Below are 26533 nucleotides of genomic sequence, written 5' to 3'. Positions count from 1 at the left end.
CCGGACTATCTTGCCTGACCCCGACAAAGCGTTGCATAGCTGCGCTGGAACATATTCCACAATGGTTGTTCGGTTCCGTAGAGGCTGTGCGGCTTTGGGTCGCGACTCAGGTAGGCCGATAAGTCTGAAGAGGACCAGCCCATTTTCTTGATGAAGTATTGCTTATCACGTTCCAGGTCCGCATTGCTGGCATAGGCAATTCCTTCAAGACCTTCAAGCGCTTTCTCGCGACTGAGTTGGCCTGCGGCCACCAGCGTCCCCAGGTGCAGGCGGCGCTTATCGATGCCGAACTTGTTCGGAAGAATGTAGCCCTGATAGAACCGGGTGAATATCGATTCGTAATGCTTGTAGGGATAGGGCTTGTAGCCATACCTGTCGGTCAACTCGTTCAGCGCTTCGAACTTGTTGAACGGCATCATGTCCAGAAACGACGTCCATCGGATTCGGTTCAATACGCGATATCGCACATAATCCAGCGTGCCGATCACGGGAAACGTCCTCATCTGCACCCGGCCGAAATTCCGGGCCACCGCTTTGATATTCGTCTTGTCGTACTTGAACCAGTTCCAGCCTGGCGGCATGCGCATGCCCTCGGTCGCCTGGTTGGTGCCAGCAAGTATGTACCGGGTGCCGTGCTGGACGGCCAGCCGATAATTCACGCCCAGCATCGCGTTGTCGTAGAGTAATTCCACATCGATGACGTCCGCATCGAAAAAAGCCTGCATCAGCTTCTTATACTCGGGCCAATCTATGACATGCGTATGCAAATCCACCCCCAGGCCTTGCACCAGATTGGCAATATTGTGCTGCGCCAGCTCGCTGTTCCAGCCATTGTCCATATGTGCGGCCAGCGGCCGCAACCCCAGCTTGACGGCCTGGTATAGCACCCATGAACTGTCCACGCCTCCAGACACGCCTACGATACAGTCGTAGCGCTTGTTCTTTCCCGCCGCTTTTATTTGGGCGACGATACGGTCCAGTTCTGCCTTCTTGGCGACGGGGTCCTGGTAAATGATGTCTTTCGAGTGGATGAGAAACTGGCTGCAGTAATTGCAGACGCCCATCGCATCGAAAACAATATCTGAAGCGCTCGTGTCCATGACACAACGGGTACATACTTGGTACGGTCGATTCATCGATATTGCTCCTGAAGTTTTTCAAGCTCCGCATAGGGCGGGTAAGTGATCAGCACGGCCCGGTGAGGTCCATGGAGGACGAATAGCGATCCCGCGGCCGCTGCCGAAGCGCCCGCGTCTATGACTGCCTTGATATCGGCCAGGCTTCCCGCCCCCCCTAGTGCAATCAGCGGTACCTTCAGTGCATCGGCTGCTTGCCTGACCAGTGCCAGGTCGTAGCCTGTCATCGCGCCCTCACGCTCTACTGCGGTAAGGAGTACTTCGCCCGCACCCGCCTTGACTGCGGCTTGGGCGAACTCAAGCCAGTCTTGCTCGCGTTTGCGGCCCTTGCGGCTTTCATACAGCATCGGCTTCTTCAACCAGTTGTGCTTGATATCCACCGATACGACGACGCTCTGGCAGCCGAATCGATCGGCAATCCGTGAGATCAGATCCGGATCATCAAAGACGGCAGACTGCAGGCAAATCTTTTCGATTCCCAGATTGAACAGCCCTGCGGCTTGCTCGACCGAATGTATGCCGCCGCCATAGCAAACGGGCATGAAGCACTCTCCCGCAATTTGTTCGATCGTTGCATAGTCAGGTTCACTGCAACGCCTTGATGCATCGATATCAAGCACAATCAACTCGTCCACTTCCTTGTCGTTGAAGATGCGGATGGCGTTGATGGGATCTCCGATGTACTTGGCGTCCTTGAATCGACGCGTCTTGACCAGACCTCCATCGCGCAGGAGCAGTGCCGGTATCACTCGATGCTCAAGCATGTTCGTCACCAACAAAGGCATTCATAAGCCGCAGGCCGAAGCGATGGCTTTTCTCCGGGTGAAACTGTACGCCGGAGAGATTGTTTCGTTGAAACGCCGCGACGAATTTCCCGCCATAATTGGCGGTGGCAATTGGATCGCCCGGGTCATTGCACGACACGAAATATGAGTGCACAAAGTAGAACCGCTGCTCGCCCTCGTCGGTGGCCAGCAAGGGGTTGGTCCTTGGCACCTGGACTGTGTTCCAGCCCATGTGTGGCACTCGCAGTCTGGAATTATCCGCAAATGAAAAACGCCTGACGTGGGCGTCAATCCAGCCCAGGCCGGGCAACGTCCCTTCTTCGCTTCCCGTGCACATGAGTTGCATTCCCAGGCATATTCCCAATACTGGAATGGATTTTTCCAACGCAATGGTAGTCAGGGCAGGGACCAGGCCCCGTGCATGAAGCTGCGACATCCCGTAATCGAATGCTCCGACTCCGGGCAGAATCAGCTTCGCCGACTCTGATACTTCTTCCGGCGAGGAGATCCGCCGTGCCTGTCCGCCAGCCCTCTCTATCATTCGTATGACCGAGTTCACATTTCCTGCGCCATAGTCGAGGACCGATATATCAGCCATTTTCGGTGCAGCCCGACTGTTCGTACCATTTCAGGAAATTGACCCAACGCCACACTTGTGTCGTGCACGGGGCTTTACCGCCGGCAATCGAGTCGAACTGATTCAGAAGCGCCCGCGCGTTCAGGAATGGTATGTCGTGACTCGTTTGCAACCACTGTCTGACGCTTTCGGATTTTTCGATGAACCATGATGACTCCGGCGTCTCGAAACCTATCTTGTCTCTGCGGTCCAGCAAATCATCGGGAACGATGCCGCGCAGCGCGGCCCGAAATACGCTTTTTGTCTCGCCGCCACGCGATATCAGGTAATGCTCGGGCAACGAAAAAAGCAGATTCGCGAGGGGTAAGGTCAGGAAGGGTACGCGGCTTTCCAGCGAGAATTGCATGGAGTTCCGGTCGCCTTCGCGCAGGTAGCCCGGCAGATGCCGATTTGTCAATGAGCTCGCAAGTCGTTCCATGACGCGACGACCCTTGGCATCGGAATGAATTTTCTCGCGCTCAAACACCATGCTGACGCCGGCGTTGGCAAGGGCCTCGGCGTTGATCCACGATGGCGTGAAGCTGCGTCCCATCGCCTTGCTGGCGACGCCGAACAGAGTATCCGGGAGAGTGATGGCAGCCAGGTACTGCCAGGCGCGCCCGTAGCTGCGTCCGGGCCAGCGCGCCCAGTTCCTGGCAAAGCGTTCGGCACCGGGCAGGTCGCCGCATTCGAGCATGCTCAGCATCCTGTGCCCGGGGTAGCCGGCGTAACCTGCCAGCAGTTCGTCGGCACCTTGTCCTTCGAGCGTGACGGTCATGTTGTTTTCATGGGCTAGTTGAAACACCCGATACTGCGCATAAGCGCTGGTGCTGGTGAACGGTTCCCCCTGTAGTTGAATCAAGTTGTCGAGGTCTCGAGTCAGGTCTTCACCGGAGGCACTGACCTTATGGGCCTTGGCGCCCGTGAATTGGTTGATCCGGTCGATCCAGCTTTCCTCGCATTGTTTATATCCGGGGGCAATGTAGCTGAACGTATTTATCGGTTGGCCGGGGTCCAGATATCGCATGGCGCACACAATGGCCGACGAATCGATCCCGCCGGAAAGTGCCGCGCCCAGTGGCACGTCGCTGCGTAGATGCAAGCGGACATTGTGAAGAAATTGCTCGCGAACCGCCTCGGCTGCCTGTTCGAAGCTGAGTGAACTGGTTTGAGCAAGGTCCGGTTGCCACCAGACCTGCTGCACACCAGAGGCGGGGTTGGTCAGGTCGACCTCCATCCAGTGCCCGGGCAGTAATTGCTGGATTCCGTTGATGAATGTGTGTTGCTGATTATCGAAGTCGCCGTGCACCAGGTAGTCATAGCAACGTTGCCAGTTCGCCTGGGTCCTGTCCTGACGTAGTGTGCCAAGCGCGGCCGGCTCCGAAGCGAACGTGAAAGAATCGTGCTTTTGCTCAAAATAAAATGGTTTGATGCCAAAAGCGTCTCGCGCGCAACTCAAGGTGCGTTTACCGGCATCGTAGACGACAAAGGCAAACATGCCTTCCAGGCGCACCAGGCAGTCAACATTCCATTGCTGCCAGGCCTTTAGAAGTACTTCGGTGTCCGAGTCGGAGTGGAATGTGTGGCCAAGCAGCACTAGCTCCTGCCGCAGCTCACGGTAGTTGTATATTTCGCCGTTGAAGACGATGCTGTACCGCCGCCCTCGAGTGTGCATGGGCTGGTGTCCTGCATCGCTCAGATCGATTATGGAAAGTCTGGTATGTCCCAGCGCCAATTGGCCGTTACAGACATCGAACAGTTCGCGGCCTTCGTCGTTCGGACCGCGTTTCCTGAGCTTGCTCAACGAGTTCGTCAAGCGCCCACCCAGATCGCGGGGTGGTTCCGCCCACCAGCCGCCAGTGATACCGCACATAAATTTCTCCTTGGCCGTGCCAGAAGCTATTGGGTTTTCGGATATGGCGCCATCACTTTGCGGGGGCACTGCCCATGGCCTGGCCGCGGGACAGTACATCGCCTGGAGAAGACCCGCGTTCAACGGGATTCCTGTAGCGTGTCGCTTTGAGGATGATGGCAAAATACACGGTGAACAACACGATTTCGTGGGCCACGAAAGCATCGAGCAGGAAACTGATACTCTGCTGCGAGCTCAGTATCAGTAAGGAGGTAAGAGTTAAAAAGTAAGTGACTTGCCATCCCACCGCTTTCTTGACGTTGTGATTCAAATTCAATACGACGCTCAACGGGCTGACCATGAACCGGACTCCCGCCGCCACCGACAGAGGCCCGGCAAACTCGCCGGCGCGTGCCCAGTTCTGACCGAATACAAAGGAAAATATTTCGACGCCGTAGAACATGAACAATGTGCAGAACGGGATGGCAATGCCGCCTAGAAGTATGAAAATCCCCACGATGTGGCGTCCGAGCGCAGCCGGATTCGTGCTGTCCAATTGAGTTGTCTTCTGATATAGGACTTCAGAAATTGCGCTCGAAACCAGGAACAGCGGCAAGGACAACACCTTTATGGTGAATCCGACCAGTCCCGTTTCGGACGCGGAATAGAAGCTGGCGACAACGAATAGCGGAACTTGTGCGGCGCTGCTGTCGAACAGGGCGCCCCACATGGAAAACATCGGAAAACGCCTATACCGTTTCGCATTGTTCCTGATTGCCACTGAACTGATGGAAGCGCGGAGTTCCGTCATGGATGCCATATTGGCCTTAACCAGTGCCACAAGCCCCAGTACATGTCCCGTTATGTGTCCAATGATCAAGCTTATCGAACTGGCAACTCCGTATCCAAGCACGCATTGGGTACTTCCGATGCCGATCCCATGTAGCGCCCGGGCAGTAGACAACTGCCGAAACCGCTTGGCGCGGTTATTCCAGAAGACCATGATCTGGGTGCATGAGGTCAAGGCTACGCTTAGCGGCAAGGCATGAATCCACTTGCCCATCAAAGGGGTGTCCGCAATGGCGACTATTTGCCCTTCAAATACAAATATACCCGCCTGCAGCAGCGCAACGAATATCAGCGTAACGGCAGTCGACAACACCACGATATTCAGCGCATCGCCGTCTTCACGCGGCAACATGATGGCCGTCTCATATCGGGCGGCGGCCACAATACTCAGGACGGCATTCATGGCAGTGAACAAGGCGAGCACGCCAAAGTCGGCGGGCGTATACAGCCGAGTCAGAATAGGGCTGACGGCAACGGTAAATAGCTGGGCGGCGATGGTCCCCGTCATCAGCGTGATGACGTTCTTGAAGAATTCACCCCTGAAACTGAACTTTCTAAGCATAAGCATGTTTTTGGACCGCCCGCCGCATGACCTGGGTCAACGTGCTGCATGTTTTCTCGATTTCCTGCTCGCCCAACGTAGGATGTACCAGAAACATCAATGCGGTTTCCCCCAGTTCTCTGGCAATCGGCAGGCGCCGTTCCGGGCGAAAATTCGTGGCGTCGAACGCCTTTTCCAGGTAGACCTCCGAGCATGAGCCGGAATAGCAAGGTACCCCCCGGGCGTTGATCTCCTCCATGATGTGATCGCGGCTCCATCCGGCTCCCAGCACTTCCGGCTCGACGAAGACATAGCATTTGTACGCGGCGTGGGTGAGATCGGACGGCGGCACCGGTGCGCGCAGCCCCGGCAATTCCGCCGCCGTCGCCCAAATTTGTCTGGCCATTGCGAGCCGCGAAGCATGCCAGCGGGACATGCGCCGCAACTGGATGCGACCAATTGCCGCCTGCGTTTCCATCATCCGCCAATTGGTGCCAAAGCTTTCATGCAGCCAACGAAAACCGGGCGGATGCTCGCGCTTGTAAAGCGCGTCCCAGCTCTTTCCATGATCCTTGAGCGACCACATTCTGGACCATAGGCGGCGGTCGTTGGTTGTGGTCATGCCGCCTTCGCCGATGGTCGTCATGATTTTGTCCTGACAGAAAGACCAGGCGCCGACATGGCCTATTGAGCCCACAGGCCGGCCTTTGTAGTAAGCGCCGTGTGCCTGCGCGCAGTCCTCGATGACGAATAGTTCGCGCTCTTGGGCCAATGCCATGATGGGGTCCATGTCGCATGGCCAGCCGGCAAGGTGGACACAAATGATGGCCCGGGTTCTCTCGCTTAGCACGGCCCGTATGGTGGATGCGGTGATATTCTGTGAATCGCGATCCACCTCGGCGAACACGGGTCTTGCGCCGGCATTGACAATGCAGGAAACAGAAGCAAGGAAGGTACGAGGCGTGACAATGACTTCGTCGCCGGGCCCAATGCCCAGTGCCTTCAGCGCAGCATCAAGGGCCAGCGTGCCATTGCTCAGTGCAACCGCATGCTGGCAGTCGGTCCAGGCCGCAAATTCCTGCTCGAACTTACGGCATTCCTGGCCTGTCCAGTAGTTCACCTTGTTCGATAGTATGACTTCGCGGACTGCATCGGCTTCTTCGGCCGTGAAACTGGGCCACGGTGGAAAAGGGGTGTTAAGCATGGGCGCACCTTCGTATATCAGGATAGTGATGGCATTGTGGGGTCGACTGCTCAGGAGTTGCCCTTGGCAACGGTATTGATGATGTACTTGATGTCCTTGAGCAAGCTGTGCTCGCGGATATATTCCTTATTGATTCTTACCTTGTCGGGCCAGATGACTTCCCGGTTGTAGCGAAGGGCATCGGCTTGCTGGCCAAGAATTTCTTCCTCATTCTTGTATTTCAACGAAGCAGGTCCGGTGATGCCGGGCCGCAGCGAAAGAATGATCCTGTCTTCGCCTTGCAGGTCGTCGGCATAGCCGGGAACATCGGGTCGCGGTCCGACAAAGCTCATGTCCCCGACCAGCACGTTCCATAGTTGCGGCAGCTCATCGAGCTTGGTTTTGCGCAGGAAGGCGCCTGTGCGCGTAACCCGGGTGTCGCACGAGGTGGTTATGGAACTTCCCGGGTCCTCGCGGTCGCGCATGGTCTTGATCTTGTAAATGTTGAATTTTTTCCCTGCCCGCCCGATACGCTCCTGAACGAAGAGGCCATTGCTGCGCGTGTCCAGCGTGGCGGCGACCCAGGCCAATAAGATCAGTGGCGACAGAAGGACCAGGCCCAGGAATGAGAACGCCAGGTCGAATGTTCGTTTCGGAAGTGCATTCCAGACGCCGTCAATGTCCAGTTTCGCGTGAGAATAGAGCAGCTTCTTTAAGCGTGCCGGAGCGATGGCCAGCAAGAACCTGATCAGGGTATTCTTGACGAAATCGAAGGTCGAAAGGAAGCCAATTTTCCTCTGGTAGCAAATCACCGCATATTCATATTTGAAACTATGCAGTCCGCTGCGAGCCATGAATCCTGCGCCGGCTCGTACCATGAATAACTTGTCGGGCAGATTGGCCAGCCGGTATCCCCGCACGATCAGCAGCGACCACAAGGCGACGTCCTGCGAGCGCTTGAACGGTGGATATCCGCCCACCGCATCAATGGCCGATTTCCTGAACACTGCGGCGGCATGGCTGATGGGGCTGCGCGTCTTGGCAAATTTCGTCAATTCCTCGTGAGTGAGCGGCAATATGCGCGAAGAGAAGACACGCCCTTGTTCGTCGAATTCATCGAGCGCAGCACTGCTGGCAGCAATGTCGCTATTGCGCTGCATGAAGGTAATCTGTTTTTCGAATCTGTCCGGCAGCGAAATATCGTCGCTGTCCATGCGCGCGATGAGATCGTGGCGGCAATGCTTCAGACCCTCGTTCAGCGCACGCGCGAGGCCGCCGTTCGTCGCAAGCTGGATCGAGCGGATATTCAACGCTTCCCGAAAGGCGGCGATGACGTGGGTCATAGCATCCGGCAAAGGTCCATCCTCCACCAAAATCACTTCGCTGGCCTTGAGCGTCTGGTCGTTCAAGCTCTGGAGCGCCTGGCGCAGAAACTCTGGATTCTCGGCGTGGTAGACCGACATCAGAACTGAGAAAGACATGGTTTAACTCCACTGAAGTAGTGGAAATCAGAAGCGTGACGTGGGTCACTCAGCGTGAAGCAGACGGCGCTTCAAGCATGAAGTTGCAACACGTAGAGCTTTCTTTTTCCATTGAATACGGAATCGAAAAAGACTTTGCTGCCATCCGGAGACACCCTCGGATGCAGATCGCAGCGGGTTTCCCCACGGAACTCAAAAGGCTGGAAAAACTGTCCAATTTCCTGCACGTCGCCGGTGGTCAGGCTGGCCTTGAACAAATGCTGCATACGGGATTTGTCGGGATACGTGTCGGTGATGAACCAGTCATCATGTACGTGCGGATGGCCATCGCCCATTGAATCGAGCTTGCCGTTGAAGTAAGAGCTGATACTGCCATCGTCGACATTTAGTACGTAGTAACCATCGTGTCCCGAAGGGCCGCGCATGAAGGAAATCACTGAATGGTTGTTAATCCAGAAACAGTGACTCACCATTTCGTTGTCAGCCAGCATCTTCAGATCGGGCGTATGCGCGGCGGCGAGAAATAGACGGTCGAATTTTCTATTCCCGACGAAATAGCGGTGAAGGAATATGAACCTGTCGCCGCCTGGAGATATCATGACGTGGTTGATCTTGTGCCGGGCGGCGTCGAACCGACTGTCGGGCGCGATTGCGCAGACATCGGCAATGGAATACAGCAGTGACGATGCCCCTGTTTTCTGATCTATCTTCCATATCCCGTCTTGCTCGAGTTCAGCCATGCCCCGATCGTCCAGACCCGGCATGTTGCGGTAGCCGTAGTCTGGCCGCAACGATTGAATACGCCGATAGTTGATGGAAAGGAAGTAGTCATCGCGAAATGAGTCCTGCACCGGAAAATCGAATCGTTTGATTTCCCTGCTTTCTTTCAGCGAAAATACGCGGCTTATATAACACTGATTCGACGCGTCGAAATCATTGAAAATGAAGGTGTCGTCATCCAGCCAGTGCGCTCGAGCGCCTTGCTGCCAGTTATATACGCTGGTCTTTACGCTGAGCACGGGATGCTTCAGGTCGTCGACGGAGAAAACCAGTATGTCCAGTGTCTTGCTGCAGTCCGGTTTTCGGTCTGTCGCGTGTGTGGTCGAGTGACAAAGCAGGAAGCCCGCTTTGGAGAGCGGTGTTTTATCGTAATAGCCAAAGAAGGTGTTGAGAATGCCGTCACCCACCGCCTCAAGCCGATGGTCTGAAACGGTTATGCTCGCTGGCCTGTTTAGCATGAAGACCAGGCGACCATAGACGTTCTTGACGGCCGATTTCAGCAGTGGAAACTGTTCGAGGAATTTCGCGATTTTGCGCTCCAGCGAGCCATACTTCTTAGACATGGGGACTCCGATTGGGAACGCGATTGAAGAGCTGCTCGGGAAGATGACGCGATTGGAAGGGCACCAGCAGGTAATCGCGGGCCCTCGATATTCCGGCCAGCATTCCGTAAAAGAACCAGAGCTCGGGCATGAGGATGTATTCGTTCATGGTCATCATCAAGGCCATCGCCACAAATGAAACTTTGAACGCCTTATGTCGGCTTGAAAGGGGGTATAGCTTGCATGAGGCCAGATAGAGAATGAGCATGAGCAAGGAGAAGCCCATCAGACCGAGCTCGGCAAAGTATGAGATGTAGAAATTGTGAGCTTTGGATGCCTGCCCGTAATCACTGACTTTGTGGAAGGCCTTTTGGTAGTTCTCCAGTCCCAACCCGGTGCCGAACCAGAAGTTGTCCGTCGCCGTGGCGATGGCACCCTTCAGCAACATCACGCGGTTAAAGTCATTCATGCTGTTGTCCAGGCTTTCGCCGTGTATCAACATCTGCGAAGTGACGATAACGCGTTCGAGTCGTTGCAATGATTTGTCTGCCACACCGCTGTACGCCACCGTCACAATCAACAGCACGACCGCCGCCGTTTTTGCCAGGCCGCCAAGCGAGAACCGCAAGTAGTACAAGAGGATGCACGCCACCACGCCGATGATTCCCGACCTGGAGAACGTAAAGGCCAGGGTCACGAATATGCATCCTATGCAAAACAATAGCCGGGCTCTGGCCTTCTCCTGCTCTTTATAGACATGGAAAAGCAGCGGGAACACCATCACAATGAACACCACAGTTCCATTACGGTTTACCAGCGGCATGAAATTCGCGTCTGGCGCAATACCCAGGCCGTAACGTGCCAGTCCTGTAAGGCAACCCAGCACCAGGATGACGGCCGTAGCCTTGATCACATTGTTCGCGGCCTGTGTGTCTATTCGCGAAAAAAAAGCGGCCGCGGAGAAGTAGATAAGAAAGTTCAGCGGCCACGCAGCCCAGTACGCTACGTTAGCGATCGTTATGCCGCCCATGATCACGGTGGTAAAGAAGGTGTACACACAATAGACAAATGCGAGTGCCAGCATAGTCTGGTAGGACTGCGGCACACGCGCATGATTGCGTACCGCCAAGGCCAACCCCGCCGTGATGACAGGCAGGTAGGCCAATGGCATGCCCGCGATACGCGCAATGTCCATTGATACCTCCGGCAATAAGGCCAGTGGGAATATATTCAGTGCGACGCCATAGCCAAAAGCATGCGCGGCGTTCCGGTTCGAGTAGACGGCGAACAGGAACAGTAGCAGCGACGCCGACAAGTAGTACGCTTTGAGCGCGGTCAGCACGATGGCGCGCCCTGGAACGCCGCCAACCGGTCAATAATCGATTGGGCCTGTATCTGCCTGGAGAATTTGGCGATCAGATCCTTGCGCGGCCGGTAGAAGCTGAAGTATTTCAGCTCGATGGCGGCCAGCAAGAGGCGCTTCAACTCATCGGAGTCGCTGGCACAGTAGCCAGTACCGGTGTTCTCCAGCAGTTCGCCAGCAGCGTGTGTGTTGTCGATTCCAACCGCCAGAATAGGTATGCCGCTAACGAGATACTCGAACACCTTGCCGGTCAGCATGCCCCTGGCTAGCGGCTCACCCGATTCCAGCAGCAACAGCAGATCGCTGCGGCCTTGTGCCTCCAGAGAAACCTGGCGCGATACAAAACCCTTTATCTTGATGATGTTGTGCCGGTTGGCGCGTGTGCGTTGGATTATTTCCGCCAGCTCTTTTTCATTTTGACCGTAGAACTCGATGGTGATCTTTTCGGCGCTTACCTGTCCGCTGTCGATCAGTTCGTTCACGGCATTGAACAAGGGCGTAGGATCGCGCCGGTTGGGATAAATCGTACCGGCATAGCATATTGTGATGTTTCCTGTCAGTTGCGGTCCATCGGACACCGCCTGCATCCATCTGGGAAACTCCTGTGGGTCGAAGCCATTTTCAATGACCCAGACCGGTAGTTCGGGATGGCGTGCCTGTAGATCTATCGCGAGCGGTTTCGACACCGTAATGATCGCGTTGGCACGTCCGCGCAGGCATCTGTTTTCCCTGGCACTTTCTATCCACTTGAATACCCCTTTTGCCGACGTGATGTGGTTGTTTGCCCATAAGTCGCGGAAATCGGCAAACCAGACTAGCTCCGGGTGCCTCTCCTTCAGCTTGCTGGCCACCATATGAGCTGCCGGCGGTGAATAAGAGCTCACTATGGCGTCGTACCGATTCTCCGCCAGCAATTTCATGCCGGTCTTGTAGGCCGGTCCGATCCAGAAATCATGAATGTCGACGGTTGAACCGATGTAACCGCGCAGGCTCCTTACTTTTTTCTTGAAGCCCGACTCGGCATTGATGGGCTCACTTGCGGTGTGGCTCTTGCCGCCTTCGGTGTTGGGTTTGGCACGGTCAAAAATCTGCGGGAGGCTGGGCACTTCGATCACCAGCACTTCTGCCGGGAGGTCGGGGTCCAGTCCGAACGGTCCCATGAACGAATATTTTTTTGTTGTCAGCACGGTGACCTCATGACCCTCCGAGGCCCAGTACTTGGCCCACTGCCCGATCCGCAGGACTGGAATCCGGTTCTGCGGATAAAAAAAACAACTGATCAATAGGATTCTTTTTTTTCTGTCGTTCATTTCAGTGCTCGTAATCAACCAGGCGATCCGCTACCTCGCGTGCAGGATGGCGGTGCTCATGCAGTCAGCACGTGCTCGTAAAGAGCGCGTTGCTGTTGACGCTCCAGCAGGGTGTTGTGCCACAGCAAAGTAAAGTCGCCGTTCACAGCCCGACAAGACTGTTTCAGCTGGATGAACTTCTTCAGGGCAATGTCGCCGGAGCCCAGATTCATGTAGCGGGGCGCGAGAACGCTGCATTCCATGGCTATCAGTGGGCGAATGCGCAGCTGCAGTGCCTTGCCGGCGACCGGATCGAAGGCAGGGTACTCATGGCATGTTCCGCAACGAAAACCCGGGTGATCGGCGTAGGTAAGCGTGCTGTCGTACGCCATGCCGGCCTGCTCCCAACCATATAGCGTTGCGGGTGTCTGCCAGCGCAGAAAATGCATGCGGCCGCCCCAAGTGGCCTGCTTTATGCCTTCCTCACGGCAAGTCCGGATAAGGACACGCGCCTCCGAAGCGATGATGTCCGGTCTCTTGTACGTGTTGTAGCTGGGATGCAGGCCTATTTCATGACCCCTTGTATGGATGCCGCGCATGAGTTCCCGGATGGCTGGGTGTCGGACGTCATAGCGTGCGTCATGAGCCGGATAGGTCTTGCCGCAGATGAAATAGAAAGCGCTGATGATCTTGTAGCGCTCGGAAGCGCTCATGATCCAGTTGAAGGTGTTGAAGGGGTCGGCACTGTGCAGCTTCTTCTTGGACTGCGACCATATCAGCGGCGCCCGCAGCGCTTCAAGCACCTCGTGTCGGCGCAGAACGTCGCCAGCCATGGTTTGCAGCAGTCTTCCGACACTGGAGAAGCCATAGCGGGCAGGAGTGTCGACATCATGCGAAACCCGAACCGTGAATTGTGGCTTGGCCAGTGCCAGTTGAGGCCATGCACGCTGTACGACCTGCGCCAGTATGGCAAGCCATTCATCGACGATAGGTCGTTCCAGGTAACCGTGCTTGTAGGCATGCGACGAACGGGCTGGGAAGCGCCCATGCTTGTCCAGGTCTACACGGCCGACTTCCTCTTGGCGCGACAGCATCCAGCAAGCGAGTCCAAGGAGGTCGTAGTGAATGATATAAGTTGTGTCGATCTTCTCGATCAATGGCGAGGGTACGCTTGAGGCACCGGGGGCGGGTAGAGGAACACCCAGGGCGGATTTCCACCCTTCAGGTTGGGGATCCCAGCTGGCGCAGGGTAAATCCGAACCAGCCTGCGAAAAGGTCGCTGGCTCGGACCGGATCCGGATGTTGGTCGCGCTACCGGATACCGTTAGAAGAAGATACCCCTTCCCACACTGCATGAGTTTCAGGTGTTTGCTGAGGCGTTCGCACAGAATCGTGTTCAGCCACGAGATTGTGCTGTCTCGTGACGACATGAGGAAGTCCATGCTGTTCATCGTGCTGCGTGAGCGTTCGTCAGGGACCTGACGAACAGCATGGAAGCTGCCAGTTTGGACGACGTCTTTGAAACCGCGAAGTACGGCGTCTGCATTCCGCCGAATGCCTGCACGAAACGTTCGACGCTCTTTATCATGGAGCCGCAGAAGTCGAAGCGTTCCGTCGTGGCGGATGCAAACTTGATCGCTTCCCACATGCACAGACTCATCGCGCCGCTATTGCGCCATTCGGGATCGCTGCCGCCCATGAGGTAATAGGCACTGGTATCGTCCCAGATCAGATAGACCCCGGCGTGTCGTGCCCCCTGCGGGTCTTCGGCAATAAAAATCTTCCGGCGATTACGTCCGGCGCAGGCGTTATCCAACACCCTTACGACGTCCTCGGAGTACGGCATGGACATATTTTGACGCTCGTAGACCTTCCTGTGCAGTGGCAGGAATTCATCCACCGACAGGTCGTCGCGCACACAAAGTCCTCCCCTGCCCATGGCCTTTCGAATTTCCCTTCTTGTGCTTTCGTGCAGCCCTTGCCAAGTCGAGCCGGCGTCGGTTTGCAGGCCGATTACATAGGTGTACTGAGTCGTTTGTTCAAAGCCACGCCAGTAAAAAGGCAACCAGTTCGTTTGGCTGTAATGCCACTGCTGCTTGAAATGATCGAACGTGGGAAGTTGTTCGATCAAGCTTTCCAGCACCTCTTTCTGCCTGCTGATGCAATTGACGTTCTTGGCGGTAACAGGTCGCACCCATGGTCCGAGACAATATGTCAACGGCGGAACCGTTGAAATCTTCAGGCCGGCCCGTTTGGTTTTTACATAGGGCATGCATGCAATGATGTTGTCGCGGTTCTCCACCAGGGCAACGTCCCAGTTGCTGGAACCTGCCGCGGCATCCAGCCACCAGTCTTGCGAAAAGATCGGAATGGAAGGCTCTGCGGTGCACAGCTTCTGGTATTTTTCTTTATTGCTGTTCATCGGGATACGTTGCTCCCGTAAGGGACATAGCCGTGTTGATAATTGCCGTAACGCGAACTGAAGCGCTGGCTTGAGGCATCGAAATCATTGAAGATCACGCCCTTGACCTGCGCGCCAACCTGGTTCAAGCGTTTTGCCGATTCTTCCAGTTCGCTCAAGGTGCTTACCTGTGCCCGGGCCAACATGAATACTGTTCCCACATGAGGCGCCAACGCCATGGCGTCGGATACCAGCAGTACTGGTGCGGTATCGAGCAGGACGACGTCATAGCTTTCTGCCAGCTGATGCAGCAACTGGACTGCATTGGGAGACAGCAGCACTTCTGCAGGATTGTGCGGGAGCACGCCGGTGGTGATGAGGTCGACATTCGGCATGACCGATTTGTGCAAGACTTCGGACAGCGTCGCACTGCCGTGGATCAGGTCACTGAATCCGTTATACCGTTCGAGTTCGAAATACCGGTGCATGCTGCCGCTACGGAAATCTGCGTCGATGAGCAGCACTCGTTTGTCGGCTGCCCCCAACACGGCCGCCAGGTTGACGCTGGTGAATGTTTTACCGATATTCGCAGTGGGTCCGGTCAGCATGATAATGTTGTTCTCGGCATCCTGGAGCGCGTAGCCCAGCGTGGTGCGCAGACTTCGCAGACTTTCTATTGCGGGATCGCCCGGGGAGCTTTCAGCAAGCACATATTTCACGCCTTTACGCCCGGTGAGTCGCGGTGAGCGGCGAGCGCCAGGCATCACCCGGGGCACCGTGGCGAATACGCTCATGCCCAGGGTCGACTCAATATCGTTGGGTGCCTTGACGCCATTGCGAAGGAATCCGCGCATCAAGGCGAGACCTGTGCCGAGCAACAGACCCAGCAGCGCCGAAATGGCCAATACCAGGGGACGGTCAGGACGCACTGGCAGATCTGGTATCACTGCCGTATCCACCATGCGTACATTGCCGACCTTGCCTTCCTTGACCAGTCGCAGTTGCTGAGCACTATTGAGCAGGCTGGCGTACAGTTCACCGTTGACCTTTACATCGCGCATAAGATTAAGCAGCTGCTGTTCCAGCTCGGGCAGTGTCTTGATGTGTGCGGTCAGCCTGGCCACTTCGCCTTCCAACGCCGTGATCTGGCCGTCAAGGGAACGGATCGTGGGATGTGAAGCGCCAAACTGTGCGCTCAGTTCCCTGCGTCGCTGTTGCAGTTCGAACAGTTTGGTTTGCATGGCGACCGAGGTATTCAGCGAGAGTGTGCCCTCCGTCCCAAGATTGAAGGTGCCATTCACGTCCCGGAACGCGGTGTACTTATTGTCGGAGTCATCCATCTGCTTCTTGAGCTGAGGCAGGAAGCCTTCCAGGAAGTCCAGCGACTTCTCCGCTTCGGCGGCCTTGCGTTCCGTATTCTGCTTCACATAGGCGACGCCGATGGCATTGAGTATGTTGGTGATTTGCAGGGGGTCCGTTCCGTTGAGCGTCATGGAAAGTACGCCGGACGGTTTACCTTTTTCATCGATAACCAGTTTGTCCTGCAAATCCTGGATGATGTTTTGACGCGTTCGACGTATCAGGGTGAATCGAGCATCTACCTTTGCGGCCAGTTCGCTTATCACTATGCTGCCTTGCTGGTCGCCCGATTGAATCCGCGCAATGGCCCCGACGGCGCCTTCCGCCAGCAATTCCCCATCAGGACCGTGCAGCGTGTAGCCTGCTGAGGTGCGTGTGAGCGTGAGCTCTTTATTTTCCAGTTCAGGAGGGACATCAAGCTGGCCCACTCTAATGGATTCCTTCCCCCAGACATAGCCGCCAAAAACATAGCTTCCCATTTCGAACAGGCGGGGGTTGGAGAGACCGGTGACATGCTTGGAAAGCCATCGACCGACAATGGGCAGGTAGTTCGGCTTCGCGTCAACATACAGCTGCAACCTGTCGCTGGCCTCGCCCACAACGAGACGAGACCGCAGGATCTCGATCTCGGCGGTTGCCGGAGATTGGACATTGAAAATGGATGACAGCTCGCTGAGCAGGTTTCCCGTTGGACTCGTCCGGTTTTGCTCGACCTGGATGAGTACGTCCGACTGGTAGACGGGTTGGGTGAATAACGCATAGGCACCGCCTATCAGCAAGGCCGTCATGACAGTGCTGATGACCAGCCAACGTGCGTTCCTTACGGTATCGAGCAGTCCCAGAAAATTGATGTCTTCACTGTTCATTTGCGGTGCATAGGGCTGGGCAAAGATCACCGGCGAGGTCTGGCCGGCAGGAGCCAGTGGATAGGGAGTGTTCATGTCGGGGCGGTTCATCGTGTCATATCCCGGGTGGCGCTGACAGCACCGTAACTGGGCAGCAGCATGCTTATGACTCGGTTCCATCTCACGATCGGAGCAGGATCGACGAATACCATGTCGCGGGCCTTGAGCTCGAAATCGGCGGCCAGGACCAGGGCAGTGGGCACACTGGCGTCGAGATGATAGATTTCGGCGTTCCCCTGGCTGCCTTTACGAATGACGTAGACCTGCCGCGGATTTCCAGTTTCGGGGTTGATGCCGCTAGCCTCGCCAAGGGCCTGTGCCAGTGTCAGTTCGCCGTCCTGCAGCGCCTGGGCACGCGGGCTGTGTACATCACCCAGCATGAAGACCTTGGAGTCGTTCTTATTGATGACACGCAATAGATCGCCATCGGCGAGGTATATCTGCGCGGGGTTGATGCCATTGCGGGTAAGTTGCGGCATGCTGATGGGGGTCGCCACTCCATTGCGCGTCAAGACGATCGATGAACGGTCCGCATCGGGGGTAAGGCCGCCGGCACGATTGATGGCCTCAGGCAAGGTCATGGGGATGTCGTTCATGGTCAGCAGACCTGGTGAACGTACCTCGCCGTCGACATATACTCGTCCATTCCGATAAGCCTGGATACGTACCGTGAGCTGCGGCTCGCTAACGTACGGACTCATCTGGCGCGTCAGCATGGTGCGAATCTGATACTCGGTCATGCCCGCCACCTTGACGGCTCCGACGAAGGGGAACTGTATGCGTCCGTCGGGACTGACGTTGTAGCCATTGCCCACGTCGGCGATGTTCAGCGCGTTGGTGGCTACGTTGGACCCGGCCATCGGCAAGCTTAGTTCGGGGTGATTCCAGACGACAATATTCAGGATGTCGCCCGGGCCCACCCTGTATTCCTCTGGTGCACCGAAGAATTGCTTCACCTGATGATTGACCGTTCTGTCGCGGGCGGAGCGTTGCTGCTCGATGAGCTGTGGGGATATCGTCATCAGCGCGCCCGGCGGCGCACCTTCTTCTTCAAGAGCCTTGGCCACATCCTGCGGCTTGCCCATATGCATGCCTGGCGACATACTGCATGCAGAGAGCAGCGCGAAAGTAGCTATCATCACACTGACGGAGGCTAGGCGCGGCATTGCATGCCAGCGCGGGGAAATATGCCATTGTTTCATCGGATCCACTTTTTCATTGACGAACGTTGAACAGGCTGCCGCAGTGTTTTTGCCAAAAAAGGCAAAATCACCTGGGCTTCCACTACTGCAATGTTTGATCTCGGGGTCAGTGGACTGAACACAGCTGTCGCGCCTCGCTCACCCCAGCGAGGTGTTATTGAACGTGTTCCTTGGAATAGCTCAGCTAGGCTCCACTTGATGCGGCCGCAACTTCACCCTGGTCTCTTGGCCTAAAATTTCCATCAGTACGATCACTCGCTGGGCTGAAACCGAATGGACAAGGCCCTCCATGCCATTCAGTGTGGGAGCAGACAGCCTGACACGACTACCGCGTTGCGGCAGTACGCCAGCAGACTGGTTCTGTTGAGCGCTGAGTTCTTCATGATGTTGGATGGATGCCAACGTTTCGGGTTGAACTTGTGCGAAATAGGAACCGAATCTCACGACCGCACTGATCCCGCGCGTCGATCTGACGCTGCTGATGGATTGTTTTTGGTTGGCAGGCTTGAAGAACAGGTAGCGCGGAAACATGGGCTCGGCAATCGCTTTTGCCGGATTCTTCCGGTTGCCGAGGTACATGGGCAGGTAGGTCAGGAATCCTTGCAGTTGCAGATTTGTGGATGCAAGTTGTTCCTGTCGGGATTCTGTATAGGCTACGTACCAAGCCGGGGGTGTGCCAGGCGCATCTTCGATACTTGCGAAATGTAACGGCGAGCCCATTGTTTCGGACGATTTATTTAGCTGGCAATGCATCACGTCTCCCCAGTCTGCTGTTGATTTTCTTTTTTGAAACCGGTGAGTTCAGAGGAGAATGCGTCGTCGACAATGTATCGTTTTCGGTCCGCATAAAGGCTGAAGCCCCGCCTATCACCATAGGTCCAAAATATGTACAACTTGTAGCAGATTTGAGTTTCGGCCAGCCATCAGCCGGAAGCGTTAAGCTTGTCGACCTAGGTAGCTCAGGCTAGGCTGTCCAGCGTAGCTTTTATTCTTGTGGGACAGCAGTATGGCGGCGTGTGGCGTCGGCGCGCGCCGCAGGGCACGGAACGCTTGCTGCGCTCGCCAGCCGTATGACGGACATGGCCTCATCTTGGTTTGCGCGGCGGATGCACAAGAAGCGCGGCGTTGGGCTGGGATTCTGTCGGATGGGGTAGGGGCGACCGCGAAATGACATCATCGTGCTTGTCTTCCAGTATCCATTCGCGCCAAATCGCCACAAGCAGTGCCATCAGCACTGGACCGATGAACAAGCCCACCAGGCCCATGGTCTTGACCCCGCCGATCAGGCCGAAAAAGGTAGGCAGGAACGGAAGTTTGACAGGTCCTCCAACCAGACGCGGTCGCAAGGTCTTGTCGACGATGAACAGTTCAACCGTACCCCATACAAATAGTCCCAGGCCGGCCATCGGATTGCCCGAGCCGACCAGGTATACGGAGACAAGGGTGAAGGAAAGGGGGGCACCGCCGGGTATCAAGGCCATGAAGCCCGTCACCACGCCCAGCAGCACGGGCGACGGCACGCCAGCGATCCAGTAAGCCAAACCCAAAACGACACCTTCGCCCAGCGCGATCAGGCCCATGCCCGTCACAGTGGAATTGATAGTGGCCGGCACGACGCGGGAGAATCGTTTCCACCGCGCGGGCAAGATGCGCTCGCCGACGATGTCGATCTGGCCCATGATGTAGACGCCGTCCTTGTAGACGAAAAACAGGGTAATCAACATGAACACGACAGTGAGCAATAGTCGGAAGATGTCGCCGGTGGCGGTCAGCATCATCCGATAGATGTTGCCCAGATGTTCGCCGCTGACCATTTCCACAACCGTTCCGAGCGCATGCGGTTCACCCAGATAGTTGGCCCAGTATTCTGCCAAACGGGGGCCGACAAGAGGCAGGGCTAGTATCCAACCAGGCGTCGGCATGCCGTTGCGGTTGGCTTCCAGGGTCCAGGCGATGAAACTGCTTGCTTCCTGGATGGCATAGGTCAATGCCAACGACAGCGGAACAATCAGCACGATGATGACGATGACCAGGGCCAGTGAAGCCGCAATGGCATTGTGCCCGCCGCAGCGGCGTAGAAGACGCTGGTATAAGGGCCAGCTTGCCAATCCCACGATCAGTGCGGCCAGTACAGGAACCAGAAAGCCGCTGAGGAAATAAAGTCCTGCAAGTACCACGAGTACCAATAACCAGCGGGCGATCAGGAATGCGGGCAGAACAGGTTGCATAGAGGAAAGGCTGTGGGGTTAGGTTGACGCATCCATGAAGGAAAGGTACGCAAGGATTTGACAATATCACGGAATGCGGGCCAGCCTGAAGTCCGACGTGAATGGCCCGAGGTCGGGTGTTTAGCAGGCTTCGAGTATGTTTATGACGCGTTGGGCCAACATTGGCCTGGTCTTGCGGGCGTATTCAGCCATATGGGCCGATGCCCCATGTTCCTTGAGCGCCTGAGCGCTTTCCCATCTTTCCAGTACGATAAAGGTATCGTCGCCCAACAACGTTTGGGGCTTGCCGAAAGCGGGAACATCCACCACCGCTTCATAGCTGATGCAGCCGTCCTCGGCATGCACGGCGGGAACATTGGCACTGAAAAGTTCCAACACCTTGTCGCGTTGGCCTGGCTGGGTGGTAATGGTGGCTATGACGTGAATCATGGAGAGATTTTCCGGTGATTGTGGTTACGTCATGATACCTACAAGTGGAATATGTCGCTCGGCGATGTGGCGCAGAAGTGTTTTTTCGAACAGATGTGTGTCAATGGCGAGGGAAACGGCGCCGAGAGAAAGCACCTTGACGGCGCTGGACGACTTGTCTGAGTGGCGGACAGGGTGAGATTCGAACTCACGGTACGCCTAAACGTACACTGGATTTCGAGTCCAGCGCATTCGACCACTCTGCCACCTGTCCTGTTTGTTCTACCGATATGCTGCCTGATGGGTGTCCACAAGATCGCTATATCGCTTGGCCGTAAATCGAGCAAAAAATCGGTCGAGATTTGATGCATATCGAGCAAGTCCGCTATTCTAGCAAGGAAATAAAAAAACTCATAATCGGTCCGATATGGACATCAGCGTCCCAAAGGCAATGCGTCGAGACGGTACACTAATGCGGCAGCCTTGCGCTGAATCGGGACCCACTCTGAAAGGAACAACATGCTTACAGGTAAACGTGCAGTCATTACTGGTTCAACCAGTGGTATAGGTCTGGCGATCGCTCGCGAACTGGCCGCCAACGGTACCCACGTGGTCATCAATGGTTTCGGTGACGCCGCCGCGATAGAAAAAGAGCGGGTCAATCTGGAGCTTGAATTCGACGTCAAGGCGTATTACATCAATGCCGACCTGATGCAGGCTGCCGCCACACGCCAGTTCATCGACGAGGCGGCTCAGGCGCTGGGCGGCATTGACATACTTGTCAATAATGCAGGTATCCAGCACACAGACCTGATCGAAGACTTTCCCGTCGATCGCTGGGACGCCATTATTGCGCTCAATCTGTCGGCCGTGTTCCACGGTACCGCGGCTGTTTTACCCTACATGAAAAAGCAGGGCTGGGGGCGCATCATTAACATTGCATCGGCGCATGGCCTGGTCGCTTCAGCCACGAAATCCGCTTATGTTGCCGCCAAGCACGGCGTCGTCGGCTTGACCAAGGTGACTGCGCTCGAAAATGCCGGTAACGGCGTTACGTGCAACGCGATTTGCCCGGGGTGGGTGCGTACAGCGCTGGTTGAGAAACAGATTGAAGCGCTGGCCCAGAAAAATCATGTAAGCATTGACGAGGCGGCCAAGCAACTCCTGGCAGAGAAGCAACCGTCGCTGCAATTCGTCACGCCCAAGCAGCTGGGCGGCGCAGCGGTATTCCTGTCTTCCGAAGCGGCAGAGCAAATGACCGGTACGACGCTTACGCTCGATGGCGGCTGGACAGCAAGGTAGATGGCCGACAAGGTCGGGTGCTTGCGCATCAAGAACACGCAGATGGCGCAAACCAATAAGCAATAAGGAAAGAGAACAATGTTGCTGTTACTGTCGCCGGCAAAGAAGCTGGACTACGATACACCGGTACGGACAACACTACATACGCAGCCATTGTTCGTCGAACAGGCTGGCGAATTGATCAAAGTGCTGAAGAAGAAATCCGCGACCCAGATCGCCGATCTGATGAAGCTCAGCGATACGCTCGCCCAGTTGAACGTGCAACGTTATGCTGCCTGGGAACCCACCTTCACGCAGACGAATTCGCGCCAGGCTGTCCTGGCCTTTAATGGCGATGTCTACGAGAAGCTGGATGCATCAGGCTTGTCTGACGCCAAACTGAAATGGGCGCAAGACCACGTTGTGGTCCTGAGCGGCTTGTATGGGGTTTTGCGGCCATTGGATTTGATGCAGCCGTATCGCCTGGAAATGGGTACACGCCTGCCTACCAGCGAAGCCCGGACGCTCTACGATTTCTGGCGGCCCCGCATCGCCGCGTACTTGAACAGCCGCTTGTCCGGCGTGGGCAAACGCAAACCGGTGGTGCTCAACCTGGCGTCTGAAGAGTATTTCAAGGCGGTGGATCTTGCGGTGCTGCAGGCCAGGGTGGTGCAATGCATATTCCAGGATTTTAAAAATGGCGCCTGGAAAGTGATCAGCTTCAACGCAAAACGCGCACGTGGCTTGATGGCCCGGCATGTCATCGACAACAAGATTACCGATCCTGAAAAGCTGCGCGACTTCGACAGCGATGGATACGCGTTCGACGCTAAGGTTTCCACACCGGAGAAGCTGGTGTTCAGGCGCGCCACGCCCGCCTAGCGCCCTTCAGTCATGGTGTCGCAACACCGCGCATTTCCTGTTGAACCAGTTGCGCGGCCTTGACCATCTGACGCAACGGATACGCCAGCGATGCCAGCTCGCCTTCAGTTTCGATGGAAGCGGGAGGATGCGCGTCGCTGCCCTCCAGATAATTGCCTACTGCATCCAGCGATTTCTGGACGCCTTCCGGTACAGTAGCCAGGCTCGCCAGAATGGGGATCGTGGCGCTAATCTGCAAGGCCAGTACATGGAATTGAATCATCAGATTGTTCAGCTCGGGGACATTGTTTTGACGTTTCACTGGCTCCTCCATCATTCGATAGAAGGCGCCCGCGAAGTTGGCAAAGGCAATGTAAACATTTTTACGCGCCAGTCTCCAACGCATTTCGGCCTCATGCTGGTCGGCGTCCAGCGCGTTGCCCGCAGTGGATCCGAATACGCTTGCGGCCGCTTGTGCGCGAGTTAGCGACGCGTAATGGAGGCCTGCCTTCAGGTATTCCCGATTGGCTTTCTGGACCGCGTTGGCCAGGGATCCCATGAAACCATGCTCCCACCAAGGTAGGATATAGCTGCAAAGCAAGGCGATTCCGCAGCCGATAAGGGTATCGACCAAGCGCTCCACAATCAGGACATTCGTGGTCGGCGACAGAAAATGGAATACCAGCAGTACAAATAACGTATTGCATATGGCGGAAACCATGTAGTTCACCTGAATCAGGCTATATCCCAATACGCAGGTTATAACCAGCACCGCCAGATAAATGTCGGGGCTGCTGGTGACATTGAAAAGTATCAGTGCCAGAGCACAGCCGATGAGTGTGCCGACCAGCCGCCAGCCATTACGCTGTCGGGTCAAGGCAAAGCCTGGTTTCATGATGACAAGTATCGTCAGGATAATCCAGTAACCATGCAGCCCTGCTCCTGGAACCAGGTCGCGCAGACTGGTATACGACACAAGCGCTGTAATCGTCATGGCGAGCAATGCGGCAATAGCGACGCGGATTGCATACCGGAAATGCGGCGAATCCAGGCGCAGGTTGCTGGTCAACATGCCTATGCGCCAGGTTTGCCGCGAAAGAAACCGATCGAGTGCCTTATCCAGTCGCATGTCCACCAGGTGTGCGGTGTTGGTGTTGCTTGTGTGTTCGGCCATGCGGTCCACCAATCGGGTGGCATTCCGAATTCGGCGCAACACCTGGATCAGCAAGGCATAAACTTCAGGTTCTTTCTCGACCAGTCCGGCTACCCGGTATTTTTCCATTTCGTATTCAATGGCACGAATCTCCGCCTTGACGCTGTTTCGTTCCTTGACACGTCTATTGCGGGCGATGTTCAGCGCAATATGTGCGACATTCACAGCAAGCTTGTGCAAGGCATCGCGGGCAAACATCAGGACATCGCTGTCAGGTACCATCCGCCGCAGCGTGGCGTAATCGGTGTGCGTCGCGACCAGACTATCGAGCAGGGCGACCATGTCGATGAAGACATTCAGCGACGCAGCCCTCAGCCGGTCGCCATGCCTGCCGTCTCTCGGCAACTCGCGCAAGACGGTGTCGCGCGCGGCCTGGTGCTTCTCGGTCATCGCCGACTGGGCATGTATCAGTTTGCGATATGTCGCGTCGAGATCCGCATTGACGTCGTAGAACTGCGATCTTGCTTCGATGTAGTCGGCTGTGGCGAACAGGGCGACCGATAGGGCCTGCTGTTCTTCGCGGTGCCATAGCAGGCGATGAACAACGAAACTGAAGAGGAAGTAAAAGACTCCGCCCAGAAAGGAATACACCGTGTGGAGCAGAACGTCATGGGGACTCAGCGGAGTGCGCATGGTTAGCGTCATCAGCAGCAGGCAGGCGAAGCCCAGTAATCCTCCTTGCTTGCCAAACACGGTGAACATGGAAAACATGAAACAAAGGGCCGGCACCACCAGCCAGATCATCACACTGTTCGTTGTGGCCAGGCCCGTGACGGCAGCAGTGATGGAGCCCAGGAGGACTGCGCCCAACATCCCATTCGTGCCATAGCGTCGAGGTCCGCCCGGCTGGTCGATGATCGCCACGCACGCGGCGCCAATGGCTGCAACCATGCCTATGCTGTACAGCTGGAAGACGCCGGCTAGCAGCAGCGCGGGAAGCAGCACTCCTATCGCTTGGCGCAAGCCGCCAAAAAAGTGATGACTGTAGAAAAAGCGCTGAAACTGGGGGATGCGGTAAGCCATGCGTCGATCAAGCAGTTCGGGCTTTCAAGTATATAGGCAGCCGGAGTTATGGCCGCGGTCGACGGGCGAGGCTTGGTAGTCGTGGACGTTTTGGGGAACTAAAGGCAGCCGGCGTCCCGCAGGAGGCCGGTGGAACGACTATCGCATAGGTAGCTTGTTGGTCTTGACCACTTCCGTCCACTTCCTTACTTCCGCCCGGATGTGGTCCGAAAACTGTTCAGGTGTATTCTTCACCGCGCGTGCACCCAAGCCCTCAAGCCGCTTTATCATATCTTCTTCAGTCAATGCGGACGCTATGGACCGGTTCAGTTTTTGTACCACATCGTCCGGTGTGCCGGCCGGCGCCAGAATACCGAACCAGGCGGACACTTCATAGTCTGCCACGCCTGATTCTGCCATGGTGGGAACGTCCTTGAAGGTGGGCCACCTTTGGGTGGTGGTTACGGCGAGCGCGCGCAGGCTGCCCGACTCGATATGACCTGCGGACGAAGGTAAGTTATCAAAGCCGACCTGGATTTGGCCGCCGAGAACGTCGTTAAGCATGGGGCCGCCGCCCTGGTAAGGCACGTGGACCATGTCGATCCCGGCCTTTGCTTTGAGAAGCTCCCCGGACATGTGAGGGCTTCCGCCGATGCTGGTTGATCCGAAGCTGACCACTCCTGGATTCTGTTTTGCGTAGGCAATGAACTCATCAAAGCTCTTGAATGGGGCATTTTTATTCGCGACCATGACGTTCGGGGTTTCGGCGACGATGATGATGGGTGCGAAATCTTCTACTGGTCGATACGGAAGTTCTTTGTAAAGAGCTGCGTTGATTCCGTGAGAATTGATGTTTCCCATCACCAGCGTATAGCCGTCGGGCTTGGCTTTGGCGACGGCTTGTGTACCTATCTGGCCGCCCGCGCCGGGTTTATTCTCGATGATGAAGGTTTGGCCCAGGCTTTTTGTGAGCTTCATCGACACCAGTCTGGCAAGCAAGTCGGTGGTGCCGCCAGGGGGGTAGGGTACGACAAGCGTGACGGGACGTTCAGGGTAGGCGGCGTATGCAGTGCTTGTGATCGCCAGCGAAATGCCAAGACTCAGGGCAGATAAGATCCTTTTTTTCAACATGTTGTCTTATATGGACGCCTCCTTTGTGGCAATCGAATTTTTGAAATGTGTGGCTAGGCGAGAACGGTTGCAGTCTTATATCCGGCCTGTTTGCGCAGTAACGGATAGACCGACTGCTGGCCCTG

The 26533-nt window shown here is 55.9% G+C and carries 21 protein-coding genes and 1 tRNA gene; 2 read left to right on the top strand and 20 right to left on the bottom strand.

The window, feature by feature from the left end; all coding sequences use genetic code 11:
- Window positions 1–5 precede the first annotated feature (5 nt).
- The 18 genes from CR155_RS14395 to CR155_RS14310 form a co-directional block, all read right to left on the bottom strand.
- Window positions 6–1136 (bottom strand): N-acetyl sugar amidotransferase, encoded by a 1131-nt coding sequence (locus tag CR155_RS14395; RefSeq protein WP_102070743.1) that lies wholly within the window; start codon window positions 1134–1136, stop codon window positions 6–8.
- The gene (locus CR155_RS14390) at window positions 1133–1900 is read right to left on the bottom strand and encodes an AglZ/HisF2 family acetamidino modification protein (RefSeq protein WP_102070912.1); all 768 of its coding nucleotides are present in this window, start codon (window positions 1898–1900) and stop codon (window positions 1133–1135) included. The genes CR155_RS14395 and CR155_RS14390 overlap by 4 nt, the downstream gene beginning before the upstream one ends.
- Window positions 1893–2519 carry an imidazole glycerol phosphate synthase subunit HisH gene (gene hisH, locus CR155_RS14385; RefSeq protein WP_102070742.1) on the bottom strand — a complete coding sequence of 209 codons (627 nt, stop codon included), beginning with the start codon at window positions 2517–2519 and terminating at the stop codon, window positions 1893–1895. The genes CR155_RS14390 and hisH overlap by 8 nt, the downstream gene beginning before the upstream one ends.
- Window positions 2512–4410, bottom strand: a complete 1899-nt coding sequence (gene asnB, locus CR155_RS14380; RefSeq protein WP_102070741.1) for an asparagine synthase (glutamine-hydrolyzing) — start codon at window positions 4408–4410, stop codon at window positions 2512–2514. Before asnB ends, hisH begins: the two co-directional genes overlap by 8 nt.
- 52 nt (window positions 4411–4462) lie before the next feature.
- The gene (locus CR155_RS14375; RefSeq protein WP_102070740.1) at window positions 4463–5806 is read right to left on the bottom strand and encodes a lipopolysaccharide biosynthesis protein; all 1344 of its coding nucleotides are present in this window, start codon (window positions 5804–5806) and stop codon (window positions 4463–4465) included.
- Window positions 5793–6983: a DegT/DnrJ/EryC1/StrS family aminotransferase gene (locus CR155_RS14370; RefSeq protein WP_102070739.1), complete on the bottom strand. Its 1191-nt coding sequence runs from the start codon at window positions 6981–6983 to the stop codon at window positions 5793–5795. Before CR155_RS14370 ends, CR155_RS14375 begins: the two co-directional genes overlap by 14 nt.
- A 50-nt stretch (window positions 6984–7033) precedes the next feature.
- Window positions 7034–8443: a sugar transferase gene (locus CR155_RS14365; protein WP_102070738.1), complete on the bottom strand. Its 1410-nt coding sequence runs from the start codon at window positions 8441–8443 to the stop codon at window positions 7034–7036.
- 71 nt (window positions 8444–8514) lie between these two features.
- Window positions 8515–9786, bottom strand: coding sequence for a TolB-like translocation protein (locus CR155_RS14360; protein WP_102070737.1), 1272 nt, complete (start codon window positions 9784–9786; stop codon window positions 8515–8517).
- Entirely contained in the window at window positions 9779–11107 is a 1329-nt protein-coding gene (locus CR155_RS14355; protein WP_102070736.1) for an O-antigen ligase family protein, read from the bottom strand. Before CR155_RS14355 ends, CR155_RS14360 begins: the two co-directional genes overlap by 8 nt.
- Window positions 11101–12438: a glycosyltransferase gene (locus tag CR155_RS14350; RefSeq protein WP_102070735.1), complete on the bottom strand. Its 1338-nt coding sequence runs from the start codon at window positions 12436–12438 to the stop codon at window positions 11101–11103. Before CR155_RS14350 ends, CR155_RS14355 begins: the two co-directional genes overlap by 7 nt.
- A 56-nt stretch (window positions 12439–12494) precedes the next feature.
- On the bottom strand, window positions 12495–13847 hold the full coding sequence (locus tag CR155_RS14345) for a polysaccharide deacetylase family protein (RefSeq protein WP_199171769.1): 1353 nt from the start codon (window positions 13845–13847) through the stop codon (window positions 12495–12497).
- Window positions 13848–13864: 17 nt separating this feature from the next.
- Window positions 13865–14839: a GNAT family N-acetyltransferase gene (locus tag CR155_RS14340; protein ID WP_102070734.1), complete on the bottom strand. Its 975-nt coding sequence runs from the start codon at window positions 14837–14839 to the stop codon at window positions 13865–13867.
- On the bottom strand, window positions 14836–17133 hold the full coding sequence (locus tag CR155_RS14335; RefSeq protein ID WP_233214307.1) for a polysaccharide biosynthesis tyrosine autokinase: 2298 nt from the start codon (window positions 17131–17133) through the stop codon (window positions 14836–14838). Before CR155_RS14335 ends, CR155_RS14340 begins: the two co-directional genes overlap by 4 nt.
- Window positions 17130–18221 carry a polysaccharide biosynthesis/export family protein gene (locus tag CR155_RS14330; protein WP_102070909.1) on the bottom strand — a complete coding sequence of 364 codons (1092 nt, stop codon included), beginning with the start codon at window positions 18219–18221 and terminating at the stop codon, window positions 17130–17132. The genes CR155_RS14335 and CR155_RS14330 overlap by 4 nt, the downstream gene beginning before the upstream one ends.
- A 243-nt stretch (window positions 18222–18464) precedes the next feature.
- The gene (nusG, locus tag CR155_RS14325; RefSeq protein ID WP_102070733.1) at window positions 18465–19037 is read right to left on the bottom strand and encodes a transcription termination/antitermination protein NusG; all 573 of its coding nucleotides are present in this window, start codon (window positions 19035–19037) and stop codon (window positions 18465–18467) included.
- 332 nt (window positions 19038–19369) lie between these two features.
- The gene (locus CR155_RS14320) at window positions 19370–20512 is read right to left on the bottom strand and encodes an AI-2E family transporter (protein ID WP_102070732.1); all 1143 of its coding nucleotides are present in this window, start codon (window positions 20510–20512) and stop codon (window positions 19370–19372) included.
- 120 nt (window positions 20513–20632) lie between these two features.
- The gene (locus tag CR155_RS14315) at window positions 20633–20941 is read right to left on the bottom strand and encodes a putative quinol monooxygenase (protein ID WP_102070731.1); all 309 of its coding nucleotides are present in this window, start codon (window positions 20939–20941) and stop codon (window positions 20633–20635) included.
- 163 nt (window positions 20942–21104) lie between these two features.
- Window positions 21105–21194: transfer RNA gene (locus CR155_RS14310), tRNA-Ser, on the bottom strand.
- Between the two features lie 245 nt (window positions 21195–21439).
- Here CR155_RS14310 and CR155_RS14305 point away from each other — a divergent pair.
- Window positions 21440–22222 (top strand): 3-hydroxybutyrate dehydrogenase, encoded by a 783-nt coding sequence (locus tag CR155_RS14305; protein ID WP_102070730.1) that lies wholly within the window; start codon window positions 21440–21442, stop codon window positions 22220–22222.
- 78 nt (window positions 22223–22300) lie between these two features.
- Complete coding sequence (gene yaaA / locus CR155_RS14300) at window positions 22301–23083, top strand: peroxide stress protein YaaA (RefSeq protein ID WP_102070729.1); 783 nt, start codon at window positions 22301–22303, stop codon at window positions 23081–23083.
- A 10-nt stretch (window positions 23084–23093) separates the two neighbouring features.
- Here the strand turns inward: yaaA and CR155_RS14295 are convergent, their stop codons facing one another.
- Entirely contained in the window at window positions 23094–25298 is a 2205-nt protein-coding gene (locus CR155_RS14295) for an FUSC family protein (RefSeq protein ID WP_102070728.1), read from the bottom strand.
- A gap of 138 nt (window positions 25299–25436) precedes the next feature.
- The gene (locus tag CR155_RS14290; RefSeq protein WP_102070727.1) at window positions 25437–26408 is read right to left on the bottom strand and encodes a Bug family tripartite tricarboxylate transporter substrate binding protein; all 972 of its coding nucleotides are present in this window, start codon (window positions 26406–26408) and stop codon (window positions 25437–25439) included.
- Window positions 26409–26533: the final 125 nt, after the last annotated feature.

It is taken from the genome of Pollutimonas nitritireducens (assembly GCF_002849615.1).
In the GTDB taxonomy this organism is placed as follows: Bacteria; Pseudomonadota; Gammaproteobacteria; order Burkholderiales; family Burkholderiaceae_B; genus Pollutimonas; species Pollutimonas nitritireducens.
Note: the sequence above shows the minus strand (reverse complement) of the source record. Positions and strands in the feature narration are given on the sequence as shown.

What these genes read in the sequence shown, in the direction of transcription:
- CR155_RS14370 (WP_102070739.1), bottom strand. Translation starts at nt 6,983, where the DNA reads ATGCTTAACACCCCTTTTCCACCGTGGCCCAGTTTCACGGCCGAAGAA.
- CR155_RS14315 (WP_102070731.1), bottom strand. Translation starts at nt 20,941, where the DNA reads ATGATTCACGTCATAGCCACCATTACCACCCAGCCAGGCCAACGCGAC.
- CR155_RS14290 (WP_102070727.1), bottom strand. Translation starts at nt 26,408, where the DNA reads ATGTTGAAAAAAAGGATCTTATCTGCCCTGAGTCTTGGCATTTCGCTG.
- nusG (WP_102070733.1), bottom strand. Translation starts at nt 19,037, where the DNA reads ATGCATTGCCAGCTAAATAAATCGTCCGAAACAATGGGCTCGCCGTTA.
- hisH (WP_102070742.1), bottom strand. Translation starts at nt 2,519, where the DNA reads ATGGCTGATATATCGGTCCTCGACTATGGCGCAGGAAATGTGAACTCG.
- CR155_RS14330 (WP_102070909.1), bottom strand. Translation starts at nt 18,221, where the DNA reads ATGATAGCTACTTTCGCGCTGCTCTCTGCATGCAGTATGTCGCCAGGC.
- CR155_RS14365 (WP_102070738.1), bottom strand. Translation starts at nt 8,443, where the DNA reads ATGTCTTTCTCAGTTCTGATGTCGGTCTACCACGCCGAGAATCCAGAG.
- CR155_RS14350 (WP_102070735.1), bottom strand. Translation starts at nt 12,438, where the DNA reads ATGAACGACAGAAAAAAAAGAATCCTATTGATCAGTTGTTTTTTTTAT.
- CR155_RS14360 (WP_102070737.1), bottom strand. Translation starts at nt 9,786, where the DNA reads ATGTCTAAGAAGTATGGCTCGCTGGAGCGCAAAATCGCGAAATTCCTC.
- CR155_RS14295 (WP_102070728.1), bottom strand. Translation starts at nt 25,298, where the DNA reads ATGGCTTACCGCATCCCCCAGTTTCAGCGCTTTTTCTACAGTCATCAC.
- CR155_RS14340 (WP_102070734.1), bottom strand. Translation starts at nt 14,839, where the DNA reads ATGAACAGCAATAAAGAAAAATACCAGAAGCTGTGCACCGCAGAGCCT.
- CR155_RS14345 (WP_199171769.1), bottom strand. Translation starts at nt 13,847, where the DNA reads ATGTCGTCACGAGACAGCACAATCTCGTGGCTGAACACGATTCTGTGC.
- CR155_RS14305 (WP_102070730.1), top strand. Translation starts at nt 21,440, where the DNA reads ATGCTTACAGGTAAACGTGCAGTCATTACTGGTTCAACCAGTGGTATA.
- CR155_RS14320 (WP_102070732.1), bottom strand. Translation starts at nt 20,512, where the DNA reads ATGCAACCTGTTCTGCCCGCATTCCTGATCGCCCGCTGGTTATTGGTA.
- CR155_RS14395 (WP_102070743.1), bottom strand. Translation starts at nt 1,136, where the DNA reads ATGAATCGACCGTACCAAGTATGTACCCGTTGTGTCATGGACACGAGC.
- yaaA (WP_102070729.1), top strand. Translation starts at nt 22,301, where the DNA reads ATGTTGCTGTTACTGTCGCCGGCAAAGAAGCTGGACTACGATACACCG.
- asnB (WP_102070741.1), bottom strand. Translation starts at nt 4,410, where the DNA reads ATGTGCGGTATCACTGGCGGCTGGTGGGCGGAACCACCCCGCGATCTG.
- CR155_RS14375 (WP_102070740.1), bottom strand. Translation starts at nt 5,806, where the DNA reads ATGCTTATGCTTAGAAAGTTCAGTTTCAGGGGTGAATTCTTCAAGAAC.
- CR155_RS14390 (WP_102070912.1), bottom strand. Translation starts at nt 1,900, where the DNA reads ATGCTTGAGCATCGAGTGATACCGGCACTGCTCCTGCGCGATGGAGGT.
- CR155_RS14335 (WP_233214307.1), bottom strand. Translation starts at nt 17,133, where the DNA reads ATGAACCGCCCCGACATGAACACTCCCTATCCACTGGCTCCTGCCGGC.